This is a genomic window from Aeromonas enteropelogenes, from assembly GCF_000819845.1.
GTDB lineage: Bacteria > Pseudomonadota > Gammaproteobacteria > Enterobacterales > Aeromonadaceae > Aeromonas > Aeromonas enteropelogenes.
On sequence record NZ_CDCG01000037.1, the window covers coordinates 641,379 to 655,148 of the forward strand.

Sequence of the window (13,770 nt, forward strand, 5' to 3'; positions counted from 1 at the left end):
ATTAGGGGTTCCGAAACTATCCCCAAATGGGTGTTTTACGGGTAAACTGTGCGCCGAGTCACAAAATAATGGCGTCGTATGCCCGTAAAAGACACCCGACAAGTCGTTACCCAAGCCCTGCAGCGGCTTGGCTATGCCCTGCTGCTGCCCGTCTCCATCTTGCCGGTGGCGGCCCTGGTCTATCGACTCGGGCAACCCGATGCGCTGGACATGGCCGTGCTCTCTCTCACCGGTCAGGCGATCTTCAGCCAGATGCCGCTCATCTACGCAGTGGCCATCGCCTTTGGCCTGAGCCGGCAGGGGGAAGGCACCCAGGCACTGGCCGGGGCGGTAAACTTCCTGCTGCTCAGCACCGCCTTCAACACCCTGGCCCCGAATCTTCATGCGGACATGATCTGCGGCCTGCTGGCGGGGCTGACCACCGCCATCATCTATCCCTGGGTCCGTCAGCAACAAACACGGCCTGGCTGGCTACGCTTCGCCCGGGGTGAATTCCCCAGCCTGCTCTGCTCGGCGCTGGCCTGCCTGCTTATCGCCCTGCCATTGTCACTCTTGTGGCCACCGCTGGAACGTGGCCTCACCCTGCTCACCTCCGAGCTGCTCACCACGCCACTCGGGGCCTTCTGTTACGGCACCCTCAACCGGCTGCTGATCCCCCTCGGCCTGCATCAGGTGCTGGGCAGCGTCATCGGCCTTGGCGAAAGCAACCTGCAGGCACTGGCCAGTGCCCAGCCGCTGCACGAAGGGTATGTGGCGGGGCTCTATCCCATCATCATGTTCGGTCTACCGGGTGCCTGTTTCGCCATCTGGCTCCATCGCCAGCGGATGCGGCGGCTGCCGCAGGGTGGGCTGCTGCTCACCCTGGCGCTAACCTCGGCGCTGGTGGGGATCACCGAACCCATCGAGTTTCTGTTTGCCTTCACCGCCCCCTGGCTGTTTCTGGCCCACGCCCTGATGACCGGGCTGTCGCTGGCGGTGTGCAGCAGCCTCGGTATCAAGGTGGGCAGTTACTTCTCCGCCGGCCTGCTGGATCTGGTGCTGAGCTATCAGACGGGCGAACACAGCTTCTGGCTGATCCCGGTCGGCATTCTGTTCTTCGTCGCCTACACCCTGTTGTTTTACCAGTTGCTGGAACGCTCGCCCCTCAGCATGCCGAGCAAGCCCATCGCCAGGGAACACTCACGGCTGGCGAGCGTGGCCCCCTCCGATCCCCAGATGCTGGCGATCCAGTACCTCAAGGTGCTGGGGGGCATGGACAACCTGCAGGCCATGAGCGTCTGCCTGACCCGCCTCAGCCTGCGGGTGCGCGACATCGAGCTGGTGGATCAATCCCGCTTTCTCGAGCTCGGTTGCCTCTCCTGGATCCAGCTCAACGATCATCAACTGGTGCTGGTACTGGGCCCCAGCGCCAACCTGATAGAGGGGCAGATCCGCATGATGGCCGAACGCCAGTCCGTGCCCATCGGCCTCAAGCCCAATCAGGAGTCTGCCAGCCAGAGCGGCTGGTAACTCAGGCGAACGGCAGACGCTCGGCCACGAAATCCATCAAGCTGCGCAGGGCGGGCGCCAGGTGTTCCCGGCTCGGGTAGATGAGGTAAAACGGATTGGTCGGGATGGGGATCATGGGCAGGATCTTCTGCAATTTCCCGCTGGCCAGCCCGCTCTCGCAGACATGCTGCGGCAACAGGGCAATTCCCCCGTCATGAAGCGCCAGCTCCCGCAGCGCCAGCAGGCTGTTGCTGACACAAGCTCCCTGCGGTCGCCAGCCCCCCTCCTGCAACGGCCACACCGGAAGAGCGGTGTGAACCAGACAGACATGGTGCGCCAGCTCGGCCAGCAGCTGCGGCATGCCGTGGCGCGCCAGATAACCGGGAGAGGCCACCAGATAACGGGCCACCTCGCCGATGCGCCAGCAGATGAGGCTGGAATCCTTTAGCGGCGCAGCCCGCAGCGCCAGATCGTACCCCTCCCTCACCAGATCCAGCTGCTCGTCACTCAGGGTCAGCTCCAGCACCACCTCGGGATAGAGGGCGCGAAACTCGGCCAAGATAGGACCAAGCAGCAAGGTGCCGGTCGCCTCGGGCGCAGTGATCCGCACCCGGCCGGCGGGAGCGCTGCGAAGCCGCGCCATCGCCAGATTGGCGCTGCGGGCCAGGGTCAGCAATCCGCGGCAGTGTTCTACATAAATCTCACCCTGAGGGGTCAGGCTGAGCCTGCGGGTGGTGCGCTGAAGCAACCGCACTCCGAGCTGTGACTCAAGCCGCGAGATCTTCTGGCTCACCGAGGATTTTGGCATGCCGAGCAGCTCGGCCGCCCGGGTAAAGCTGCCCTGCTCCACCACGGTGGCAAACAACCCCATCAATTCCAGTTCGACATTGTTCATATATTCAAACAGTCTTTACCAATTACCCATCTTAATCCGAATAATCAGACAGACTAGAGTGGCTGGCAATCCCCCCTCCAACCGATTTGAAAGGAACAGCCATGAAAGCCATCGCCCTGACCCACTATCTGCCGAGCGATCATCCCCACTGCTTCATCGAAGCCAGCCTGCCCGAGCCGACGCCGGGCCCGCGGGATTTGCTGGTACGGGTCAATGCCACCTCCGTCAACCCAGTCGACACCAAGGTGCGCGCCCCCAAGGAGAAGGTCGAGAGCAGTCCCCGCGTGCTCGGTTGGGATGCCGTGGGCGAGGTTGTCGCCGTCGGCAGCGAGGTGACCCTGTTCAAGGCGGGCGACAGAGTCTGGTACGCCGGTGACATCAGCCGCCCCGGCAGCAACAGCGCTCTGCAACTGGTGGATGAACGCATCGCTGCCCTCGCCCCCACAACTCTGAGCGACGTGGAGGCCGCCGCCCTGCCGCTGACCGCCATCACCGCCTGGGAGGCCCTGTTCGAGCGCCTTGGCCTCACTCGCAAGAGCACTGGCCGGCTGCTCATCATCGGCGGCGCTGGCGGAGTGGGTTCCATCGCCATTCAGCTGGCCCGCCAGCTCACCGGCATGGAAGTGATCGCCACCGCCTCTCGCCCCGAGACTCGCGACTGGTGCCAGCAGATGGGGGCCCATCAGGTAGTGAGTCATCACAGCCTGTCATCGGATCTGGCCGCCCTTGGCATCGAACAGGTGGACGCCATCTTCTGCACCAATGCCACCGAGCAGCACTGGCAAGCCATGGCAGATCTCATTCGCCCGTTCGGTCACATCTGTACCATCGCCGAATCGAAAGATCCCTGGGATCTCTCCCTGCTCAAGAGCAAGAGCGCCACCTTCAGCCAGGAGTTCATGTTTACCCGCTCCCTGTTCCAGACCCCGGACATGATCGAGCAGCACAGGCTGCTGCAACAGGTTGCCACCCTGGTGGATCAGGGCGTGCTGAAGAGCACCCTGACCCACACGCTGCCCGAACTGACACCGGCCACCCTGGCCCGGGCCCATGCAGAGCTGGAAGCCGGCCGCATGATGGGCAAGCTGGTGATCGATATGAGCGGCTTCTAGTCCCTTGGAGGTAAAAAACGCACCAAGCTGGGGTATTTTCACCAACGGCAAGCCCCATCAAGGCACAGGGCCGGTCGGTTGTCCGGCAATCAGGCGCGACATGATTGAAGAGATGACATAAAAAAGGGGCCATTCCGTCGGAATGGCCCTAAATACCTGAACATTGGGGTAACAATCACACACACATCCTTTGCAGGACAGATTGGCTTTTGCAGCTTGTGTGCCAATACGCCGTTTATTGCAGACTTTCCCCTCTCTCCGACTATTCAAAGTCCCATGCCACTCTCACGCCATCGGTTTGAAACAAAAAAAGCCACCCGAAGGTGGCCAAGCAATGACGGAACTTTCCTAGAGCAAAGCATTCAGCGGGAACAGGTTGCTTCCCGTCACCCATTGGGGAATACATTAACCATGCCAACTTGGCAAAGTTGCCTTGCTCCACCACACCCCATGGGCAAACCACGACAGCAAAGCCCCATGATGGTAGAATCCCGCGGTTTCACATTTATGAAGAGTCGACGCCATGCCCTGGATACAAATTCGAATCAACGCCACTGCCAAGACCGCAGACAAGGTGAGCAACATGCTGCTGGGGCGTGGTGCCCAGGCGGTGACCTTTATGGATGCCAAGGATGTGCCCGTCTATGAACCCATGCCCGGCGAAACCCCGCTGTGGGGCGAGACCGAGGTGATGGGTCTGTTCGACGCCGAAACCGATCCGGCCCCCACCATCGCCTTCTTCCAGCAGATCTTCGGCGAGAACGTCGGCTACAAGGTCGAGCAGCTGGAAGACAAGGACTGGGTACGCGAGTGGATGGATCACTTCCACCCCATGCAGTTTGGCGAGAGGCTGTGGATCTGCCCGAGCTGGCGCGATGTGCCGGACCCCGAGGCGGTCAATGTCATGCTGGATCCGGGTCTGGCGTTCGGTACCGGTACCCACCCCACCACGGCCCTCTGCCTGCAGTGGCTGGACGGGCTGGATCTGGCCGGCAAAACCGTGGTCGATTTCGGTTGTGGCTCCGGCATTCTCGGCATCGCCGCCCTGAAACTCGGCGCCGCCCGGGTGATCGGCATCGACATCGATCCGCAGGCCATCCAGGCCAGCCGTGACAACGCGATGCGCAACGGCGTCGCCGACCAGATCGAGCTCTATCTGCCCGCCGAGCAACCGGAAGGGCTGCTGGCCGACGTGGTGGTCGCCAACATCCTGGCCGGCCCGCTACGTGAGCTGGCGCCGCTGATCGCCGGTCTGGGCAAGCCGGGCAGCCTGATGGCCCTCTCCGGCGTGCTGGAGAGCCAGGCCCCCGAGCTGGAGACTATCTACGGTCAGTGGTTCGAGATGGATCCGACCGCAGTGAAAGAGGAGTGGTGCCGCCTATCCGGCCGCAAACACGGCTGATAGCGAAAAGGCAGCATGACGACGACAAGGGCACCTTCGGGTGCCCTTGTTCTATTTGCTCGCCTGCTCGCCCCCGTTTATCCACTCGCAATGCTGCTTCACACACCAGGACCAGGGAAAAACTTCATCGCGCAGATGGCGTGGAGAGTGGCGGATATCAGGCCATGAGAATTGCCAGAACACGGCTGAAAACACCATAAAAATAAAGCCCAATGTCACGAGGACGTTGGGCTGTTTAAAAAGGTGCTACGGAATTGCGACTCTCATCGCAGAAAAATTAGAAGGGATGCCCTTCTAAACTGGCAGGGGGATATTAATGGATGCGCAAACGTTTTACATAGCTAAATACACCAGGATTGAGAGGCGTATCTCACTATTTAAAAAATTCCCTGCTACGGCCCGTCATCCCGATCTGCCCCCATTTATTTTCAGTGGCCACTCTGGTTACTATCCGGAGTTTGCCCAAAAAAGCCCTGATGGATCAGGGCTTTGTCCGAGACTATCGAAGCAGAGTCAGCGACTCAGAAACGGCGGACATACTCGCCTAGGGGTAATTCACGCAGCTTGCGCGCCTCCAGCATGGGAGTGCCGAGATAGAGGAAGCCCACCAGCTGATCCTCTGCCCCCAGCCCCAATCCCTGGTTGATCTGCTCATCGAAGATGAACCAGCCGGAGCGCCAGATGCCGTTGAATCCCTGCGCCTGAGCCGCCATCTGCATCGCCATCAGGGCGCAACCGGCGGAGAGCTCCTGCTCCAGTTTCGGCACCTTGGGGTGTTCCTGATAACGGGTCGCGACGGCAACCACCAGCGGGGCCCTCAGCGGCGCCTCCTGACACTTCCTGATGCTCTCTTCATCTTCACCCCGGCGGCGGGCAGCCTCTCCCAGCAGGGTACCGAGCCGCTCGCGCCCTTCCCCTTCAAACAGGATGAACTGCCAGGGGGTCAGGGTACCGTGATCCGGCGCCCGCAGCCCGGCCTTGAGAATATTGTCGAGCACCTCGCCGGCGGGCGCCGGCTCGGCCAGACGGCCACAGGAGTGGCGATTGAGCAACAGGGTAAGGGCATCCATGGGCAGTTCCTTGTCTGGGGCTATGATGGCGCTACCTTAGCACAGCGCAGAATGAAGAAAACCCCTGATGCTCAGGGGTTTATGACGTGACCAAAGTGCCTGCTACCTAGATGACGGCAGCCAGCTCCGCCCCCTGACGGATCGCCCGCTTGGCATCGAGCTCCGCCGCCACATCGGCGCCGCCTATGATGTGTACCGGTTTGCCGGCGGCCTGCAGGCCGACTTGCAGCTCCTTGAGCGGCTCCTGCCCGGCACAGATGATCACCTGATCCACCGGCAGGCACTGCTGCTGGTCGCCCACCTGGATATGGAGACCCTCGTCGTCGATACGCAGGTACTGCACCCCGGAGAGCATCTGCACCTTGCGGTTCTTCAAGACGGTACGGTGGATCCAGCCGGTGGTCTTGCCAAGGCCGTCACCCACCTTGCTCTCCTTGCGCTGGAGCAGCCAGATCTGGCGCTCGGGGGCGTCGACTTCCGGGGTCGTCAAGCCACCGCGCTCGGCAAGCTGCTTGTCGATGCCCCACTCCTTGAGCCAGTGGTCACGACGAAGATCCCCGTCCCCGTGGGATGACTGCGCCACCCTTTTCTCCACCAGGTATTCGGCCACATCGAAGCCGATGCCGCCGGCACCGATCACCGCCACCTTCTCGCCCACCGGCTTGTGATCGCGCAGCACGTCCAGGTAGCTCAGCACCTTGGGATGCTCGATGCCAGGAATATTGGGGGTGCGCGGACGGATACCGGTGGCGAGGATCACCTCGTCAAAGCCGCCGCCCAAGAGGCTCTCGGCGCTCTGGCGCTGGCCGAGATAAAGCTCGACGCCGCACTTCTCCAGCCGTTTGGCAAAATAACGCAGGGTCTCGTGAAACTCTTCCTTGCCCGGGATCTGCTTGGCAAAGTTGAACTGGCCGCCTATCTCGCTCGCCTGATCAAACAGGCTCACCTGATGGCCGCGCTCGGCGGCATAGCAGGCAAACGCGAGTCCGGCCGGACCGGCCCCCACCACCGCCAGCTTCTTGGGTTGGGGCACCCGGCCGAAGGTGAGCTCGGTCTCGAAACAGGCGCGCGGATTGACCAGGCAGGAGGCGCGCTTCTGCTTGAAGATGTGGTCCAGGCAGGCCTGGTTGCAGGCGATGCAGGTGTTGATCTCGTCTGCTCTGTCTTCGGCGGCCTTGATCACGAACTCGGGGTCGGCCAGGAAGGGGCGCGCCATGGAGACCATATCCGCGTCTCCCTGCGCAAGGATACGTTCGGCCACCTCGGGGGTGTTGATGCGGTTGGTGGTGATAAGCGGCACCTTGAGGTGTTTTTTCAGCTCCGCCGTCACCCAGCTGAAGGCGCCGCGCGGCACGCTGGTGGCGATGGTGGGCACCCGCGCCTCGTGCCAGCCGATGCCGGTGTTGATGAGGGTCACCCCCACCTGCTCCAGCGCCTGACCGAGGGCTATAACCTCTTCCAGGGTCGAGCCCTGCTCCACCAGATCCAGCATGGAGAGACGGAAGATAATGATGAAATCCGGGCCGACCCGCTCGCGGATGGCACGCACTATCTCCACCGGGAAACGCATCCGGTTTTCGCTGCTGCCGCCCCAGCCATCGGTACGCTTGTTGGTGCGCTCGCAAATGAACTGGTTGATGAGATAGCCTTCCGATCCCATCACCTCGACCCCGTCATAACCTGCCGCCCTGGCGAGCGCTGCGGTGGCGGCGAAGTCGCGGATGGTGCCGCGGATCTGCCGCTCGCTCATGGCGCGCGGCTTGAACGGTGAGATGGGAGCCTTGAGGGCACTCGGTGCCAGGCTGAAGGGGTGATAGGCGTAACGGCCGGCATGGAGGATCTGCAGCGCTATCTTGCCCCCCTCCTGATGGACCGCCCGGGTCACCTTCTTGTGTTTGGCAACCTGCCAGGGAAAGCTCAGCTGGGAACCGTGAGGCACCAGGCGCCCACGCAGGTTGGGGGCGATACCGCCGGTCACGATGAGGCCGACCCCGCCACGGGCGCGTTCGCCATAGAAGGCGGCCAGCTTGTCAAAGCCCCCTTTCTCCTCTTCGAGGCCGGTGTGCATCGAACCCATCAATACCCTGTTGCGCAATTGGGTAAAGCCGAGATCGAGCGGGGTCAGCAGGGTTGGATAACGACTCACAGGGCCTCCAGTTAATTTTTTGTTATCAATGTGGAGCTAGAGTAAAGAATCGAAAATTCTTTTTCAAACAAATGTTTGGACAATTTTTCAGCGCACAGCCGTGTCCTGAATCCCGGGCGCCGGATCCACCAGCCGGAAATGGCAATTTCGCCCCCAACTGGTTAATAATGGCCCCTCCTCCCCCATTAACAGGGCGATAACGCGACTATGTCTATTTTCAAAGGCCTGGGCTGGTTGTTCCGCAGCCTGTGGCGTCTGCTCAACTTCACCCGCCTGATGCTGGTCAATCTGCTGTTTCTGCTGGTCGTGCTGGTCATCGTCGTCAGCTTCGGCCAGAAAGAGGCTCCGGTGGCCCCCATCGAAGGGGCGCTCACTCTCAACCTCAACGGCGTGCTGGTCGAGCAGCGTTCCCAGACAGACCCCACTGTGCAGCTGCTGCGCCAGATGGACAGCAGCGACGAGCAGCCGAGCGAGATCGTGCTCTCCGATCTGCTGTGGGCCATTCACAACGCCAAGGATGACGATCGCATCAAGGCGCTGGTGATCAAGCCACAGGGACTGCAGGGCGCCAGCTTCTCCAAATTGCAGGAGGTGGCAAGCGCCATTGATGCCTTCAAGGAGAGCGGCAAGCCGGTCATCGCCATGGCCGACTTCTATACCCAGGGGCAATACCTGCTGGCGGCTCACGCCGACCACGTGCTGCTCAACCAGAGCGGCGCCGTGGTGATCGAGGGCCTGGGCGTCTACCAGACCTACTTCAAGTCGGCGCTGGAGAAACTCAACATCACCCCCCATGTGTTCAAGGTCGGTACCTACAAATCCTTCGTCGAACCCTACACCCGGGATGACATGTCCCCCGAGAGCAAGGAGGCGAACCAGCGCTGGCTGGATCAGCTGTGGCAATCCTATGTTGCCGACGTGGCCAACCAGCGGGAGATAGATCCGGAGATCGTGGCTCCGGGCAAGGAGCGCTTCCTCGAACTGCTGCGCAAGGCCGGTGGCAATGCCGCCAACTACGCCCTCGACAACGGCCTGGTGGATCAGCTCGCCACCCGTGACGAGATGACCCAGGCGGTGATCAAGGAGGTGGGAGAAGATGAGGATCACGGCTGGAAAGGGGTCGGCCTCAAGGAGTATCTGGCCGCCATTCCCGAGCAATATCCCCAGAGCGGCAAGGACGAAGTGGGCCTCATCGTCGCCAGCGGCGCCATCATGGACGGCATGCAACCCGCCGGCACCATAGGCGGGGACAGCCTCTCCGAGCTGCTGGCCGATGCTCGTCGCGATGACAAGGTAAAAGCCGTGGTATTGCGGGTCGACAGCCCCGGCGGCAGCGCCTTCGCCGCCGAGCAGATCCGCGCCGAATTGCTGGCCCTGAAACAGGCTGGCAAGCCGGTCGTGATCTCCATGGGCAGCTACGCCGCCTCCGGTGGCTACTGGATCTCCGCCGATGCAGACAAGATCTTCGCCTCCCCCACCACCCTCACCGGCTCCATCGGGGTGTTCGGCATGTTCGCCACCATCGACAAGGCACTCTCCCAGTACGGGGTGCATACCGATGGCGTCGGCACCACGGATTACGTCGGCGTCGGTCTGACCCGAGCCCTGCCCGAGCACGTCAGCCAGGCTATCCAGCTGAGTGTGGAGGATACCTACCAGCGCTTCGTCGATCTGGTGGGCAAGGGCCGAGGTCTGAGCCCGGAAGAGGCGGAAAAAGCCGCCGAAGGGCGAGTCTGGACCGGTGAGGATGCCAAGGCACTGGGTCTGGTGGATGAGTTCGGCAACCTCAACGATGCCCTCAAGACCGCCGCCGACCTCGCCAATCTCAAGGAGTGGCAGGTAAGCCCCATCGAGCAGGAAGAGTCAGCCAGGGACAAGTTCCTGCGCCAGTTGTTCGACAGCAGCGCCCAGGCGCTGGCACCGTACCTGCAAAGCTGGCTGCCAGCCGGATTTGGCAAGGCCATGGTGGAGGTGAAGCGCAACCTGGATCCGCTGACGCGCTTCAACGATCCGCAGGGCACCTACGCCTTCTGCCCGGTTTGCGTGCAGTAACCCCAATTGATGGCGCTCAAACGCCAGCCATAAAAAACGGCGACCATCTGGTCGCCGTTTTCGTTAGCCTGCCCGGGCCTTCTTCAAAGGCACAGACCTCATCAGGGATTGAGGCGGGTCGGCATGCCGGTGCGCTGCTCCAGCACCTGCTTGACCACATTGGAGTCAGAGTCGGCGTGGGCGATGAAGCGGGTCGTGGCCGGGGTCATGGGCAGCGGCACGGCGGCGGTGGAGTTGAACTCCTCCTCGGTACGCGACAGCGGCTCATGCACTTCCATGTAGCGACCGCCATCCGGCTCGACCGTGGTCTTGACCGGCTGGTTGACGAACTGGACGCGGGTACCGACCGGCACGTGGTCGAACAGGTATTTGATGTCGTCGGCGCGCAGACGGACGCAGCCGCTGCTCACCCGCAGACCGATGCCGAAGGTGGCATTGGTGCCGTGGATGGCATAGAGGTTGCCGATATAGAGGGCGTGCAGACCCATGGGGTTGTCAGGACCGGCCGGCCAGACCGCAGGCAGGGTCTTGCCCTGGGCGGCGTAGCGGCGACGGATGTTCTCGGTCGGGGTCCAGGTCGGGTTGGCGCGCTTGCGCTCCACCTTGGTGATCCAGTTCTCCGGGGTGTTTACCCCCAGCTGGCCGATGCCGATGGGCAGCACCTGCACCACGTTCTTGCCTTTCGGGTAGTAATAGAGGCGCATCTCGGCCACGTTGATGACGATCCCTTCGCGGGGCGCATTGGGCAGGATCAGCTGATGGGGAATGATCAGGGTGCTGCCTGCCTTGGGCAGGTAGGGATCGACCCCGGGGTTGGCTTCCATGATGTTGGTCAGACCCAACTGGAAGTCAGAGGCGATCTGCTCCAGCGGACGGTTGTCCGCGGGCACCACATATTCCTGATTCTCGCCGATCAGACGGCTGTTGGCCGCAGGCAGACGGTACTCGACGGCGGCGGCCTGTTGGCTGACCAGTGCGAGTGTGCATAAAAGGGCCGAAGCGGCAGTGCGAAGGGGATTCATAAAATTCCTGTATGGTTTCCTGTACCAATGGGCCGACGGCCCTGTCATCCTCGGTCTGCCGGTGGCGGGTCAACCTGCACCACAGGCCAATAACCGAGCGCGCATTCTTTCCTGTGTCGGCCAAAATTTCAACTTCGATATGTTGCTTTTATTACTAAAAGTGCTTATCGGCAATCCAGTCATTGTCGACATCATCAACATGACTTTAATAAGGTTCAGATGATCAATTGATGAACAGACTCGAAACGGGGGATAACCCATATCTGGCGGCTAGGTTTACCGAGCGTCCCACCTAACAAATAGAGGGAACGTCTTTCAGGACCAGACAATACCAAATCCAGATGACTGGCCTTTGGACGATTATTTTATTGATCTGGCATGAGTTTATATTTACCAATGATCACTGGTGGGCAAGATTGAACCGAGCAGGCCCACAAAGACAGGCCTGTCACCGGATGTGACTAGCCACAAAAAAGAACAACAAGGACGAGGTTCCATCATGCTGTCGTACTTTCTACGCCGGATGCTTTTGATCATCCCGACGTTCCTCGGTATCACCCTGCTCGTCTTCACCATCACCCGTTTCGTGCCGGGCGGCCCGGTCGAACGCATGTTGCTGCAGGCACAGGTGTCGCAGAACGAGAGCGGTCGCTCCAGTGGCAGCAAGGGGGCCCAGGCGCTCTCTGACGAACAGATCGAGGAGCTCAAGGCGTTCTACGGGCTCGACAAGCCCATGCTGGTTGCCTATTGGGAGTGGCTGCAGAAGCTGGTGGTACTGGATCTGGGGGAGTCGACCCGTTACTACGAGCCGGTGTGGGATCTCATCAAGGAGCGACTACCGGTCACCGCCTTCTTCGGGCTGGCGACCTTCTTGCTGAGCTACGCCGTCTCCATCCCGCTCGGGGTGGCCAAGGCGCTCAGGCACAACAGCCGCTTCGATTCGCTAAGTTCCATGCTCATCTACATGGCTTATGCGCTACCTGCCTACGTGGTGGGGATCTTTCTCATCACCGTCTTCGCCTTCCATCTTGAGTGGCTGCCCATGGGGGGCTTCCCGGGGGACGATTTTGAATACATGGAGATCAGCTGGGATCAGATCCGCACCGTCTTCGCCCACGCCCTGCTGCCGCTCATCGCCTACGCCATCGGGGATTTCGCCATCCTCACCATGACCATGAAGAACAGCTTGATGGAGAACCTGTCGGCGGATTACGTGCGCACCGCCGTGGCCAAAGGGTTGCCGTTTCGCAAGGCGGTCACCGATCACGCCATGCGCAACAGCCTGATCCCCATCGCGAGCCACCTGGGGTCAGTGCTCACCGTTTTCTTCGGCGGATCCTTCCTCATCGAGACCATCTTCAACATCGACGGCATCGGCCTGCTCGGCTACGAGGCCATCGTCGAGCGGGATTACCCCACCGTCATGGGCATTCTGGCCATCACCTCCCTGCTGATGCTGGTGGGCAATATCGTCTCCGATATCTGCGTGGCCCTGGTCGATCCTCGCGTGCGGTTTGGAGAGTGAGCATGAACCCTGTCACCCTGAAAAAACTCAAGCGTTTCAAATCGATAAAACGCGGCTACTACTCCTTTATCATCTTCACCACCCTGGTGGTGCTCTCCCTGCTGGCGGAGCTGCTGGTCAACAGCCGGGCGCTGGCGGTGAGCTATCAGGGGGAGCTCTACTTCCCCACCTATGGGGACGTGATCCCGGGCCAGCAGTTCGGGCTCGACTACGAGTACGAGACCAACTACCGCCAGCTGAAAGCCAAGCTTGAGCAGGAAGGAAAGGGGGACTGGGTGCTGCTGCCCCTGGTGCCCTGGAATCCCTATGAGCAGGACTTCAAGGAGGAGGCCTATCCGCCCTATGCCCCGAGCACGGCCGATCGTCACTTCCTCGGCACCGACACCAGCGGTCGCGACGTGCTGGCGCGCCTGGTCTACGGCTTTCGCATCGCCATCGGCTTTGCCTTCATCGCCCTAGTGGCGAGCTATGTCATCGGGGTCACCATCGGCTGCATGATGGGCTTCCTCGGCGGGCGGTTTGACCTAGTGCTGCAGCGCTTTATCGAGATCTGGTCCCAGGTGCCCTTCCTCTACGTCATCATGATCCTGGTCTCCCTGGCCAAGCCGAACTTCGGCCTGTTTGTGGGCATCAACGTGCTGTTCGGCTGGATGGGGATCACCTGGTACATGCGCACCCTCACCTACAAGGAGCGGGCGAGGGACTATGTGATGGCGGCGCGGGCCCAGGGAGCGGGCACGGGGCGGATCATCTTCCACCACATCCTGCCGAACACTCTGGTGATGGTGGTGACCCTGGCGCCCTTTGCCGTAGTGGGCAACATCTCCACCCTGACAGCGCTGGACTATCTGGGCTTTGGCCTGGCACCACCGACCCCGAGCTGGGGGGAGCTGCTCTCTCAGGGCATCAACAACCTGGACGCCATCTGGATCGTGAGCTCGGTGGTAGCGGCGGTGAGCCTGGTGCTCATCATGGTCTCCTTTATCGGCGAGGCCATTCGCGAGGCGTTCGATCCGCGCAAATTTACCCGTTATCAGTGACAGGACGAGCCGCCACGA

The 13,770-nt window shown here is 61.3% G+C and carries 10 protein-coding genes; 6 read left to right on the forward strand and 4 right to left on the reverse strand.

Annotation, left to right across the window (positions count from 1 at the left end):
• The first annotated feature begins 78 nt into the window (after positions 1–78).
• Entirely contained in the window at positions 79–1,509 is a 1,431-nt protein-coding gene (locus BN1123_RS15745) for a PTS transporter subunit EIIC (RefSeq protein WP_042028143.1), read from the forward strand.
• A 1-nt stretch (position 1,510) separates the two neighbouring features.
• Here the strand turns inward: BN1123_RS15745 and BN1123_RS15750 are convergent, their stop codons facing one another.
• Positions 1,511–2,383, reverse strand: a complete 873-nt coding sequence (locus tag BN1123_RS15750; RefSeq protein ID WP_042028145.1) for a LysR family transcriptional regulator — start codon at positions 2,381–2,383, stop codon at positions 1,511–1,513.
• Positions 2,384–2,484: 101 nt separating this feature from the next.
• Here BN1123_RS15750 and BN1123_RS15755 point away from each other — a divergent pair, with 101 nt between their 5' ends.
• Together BN1123_RS15755 and prmA are read left to right on the forward strand one after the other, a co-directional pair.
• Positions 2,485–3,495 (forward strand): zinc-binding alcohol dehydrogenase family protein, encoded by a 1,011-nt coding sequence (locus BN1123_RS15755; protein WP_042028147.1) that lies wholly within the window; start codon positions 2,485–2,487, stop codon positions 3,493–3,495.
• A 523-nt stretch (positions 3,496–4,018) separates the two neighbouring features.
• Entirely contained in the window at positions 4,019–4,897 is an 879-nt protein-coding gene (gene prmA / locus BN1123_RS15760; RefSeq protein WP_042028149.1) for a 50S ribosomal protein L11 methyltransferase, read from the forward strand.
• Positions 4,898–5,418: 521 nt separating this feature from the next.
• Here the strand turns inward: prmA and BN1123_RS15765 are convergent.
• Together BN1123_RS15765 and BN1123_RS15770 are read right to left on the reverse strand one after the other, a co-directional pair.
• The gene (locus tag BN1123_RS15765; protein ID WP_026457242.1) at positions 5,419–5,967 is read right to left on the reverse strand and encodes an NAD(P)H nitroreductase; all 549 of its coding nucleotides are present in this window, start codon (positions 5,965–5,967) and stop codon (positions 5,419–5,421) included.
• A gap of 106 nt (positions 5,968–6,073) precedes the next feature.
• A complete protein-coding gene (locus BN1123_RS15770; protein WP_042028150.1) occupies positions 6,074–8,113 on the reverse strand; it encodes an NADPH-dependent 2,4-dienoyl-CoA reductase in 2,040 nt (679 codons plus the stop codon).
• A 207-nt stretch (positions 8,114–8,320) separates the two neighbouring features.
• Between BN1123_RS15770 and sppA the strand changes: the two genes are divergently transcribed.
• The gene (gene sppA, locus BN1123_RS15775) at positions 8,321–10,165 is read left to right on the forward strand and encodes a signal peptide peptidase SppA (RefSeq protein WP_042028151.1); all 1,845 of its coding nucleotides are present in this window, start codon (positions 8,321–8,323) and stop codon (positions 10,163–10,165) included.
• Between the two features lie 101 nt (positions 10,166–10,266).
• Here the strand turns inward: sppA and BN1123_RS15780 are convergent, their stop codons facing one another.
• The gene (locus BN1123_RS15780) at positions 10,267–11,187 is read right to left on the reverse strand and encodes a L,D-transpeptidase family protein (protein ID WP_042028152.1); all 921 of its coding nucleotides are present in this window, start codon (positions 11,185–11,187) and stop codon (positions 10,267–10,269) included.
• 499 nt (positions 11,188–11,686) lie between these two features.
• Between BN1123_RS15780 and BN1123_RS15785 the strand changes: the two genes are divergently transcribed.
• On the forward strand, positions 11,687–12,712 hold the full coding sequence (locus BN1123_RS15785) for an ABC transporter permease subunit (RefSeq protein ID WP_042028153.1): 1,026 nt from the start codon (positions 11,687–11,689) through the stop codon (positions 12,710–12,712).
• Entirely contained in the window at positions 12,709–13,752 is a 1,044-nt protein-coding gene (locus BN1123_RS15790) for an ABC transporter permease (RefSeq protein ID WP_082037555.1), read from the forward strand. The genes BN1123_RS15785 and BN1123_RS15790 overlap by 4 nt, the downstream gene beginning before the upstream one ends.
• Positions 13,753–13,770 lie beyond the last annotated feature (18 nt).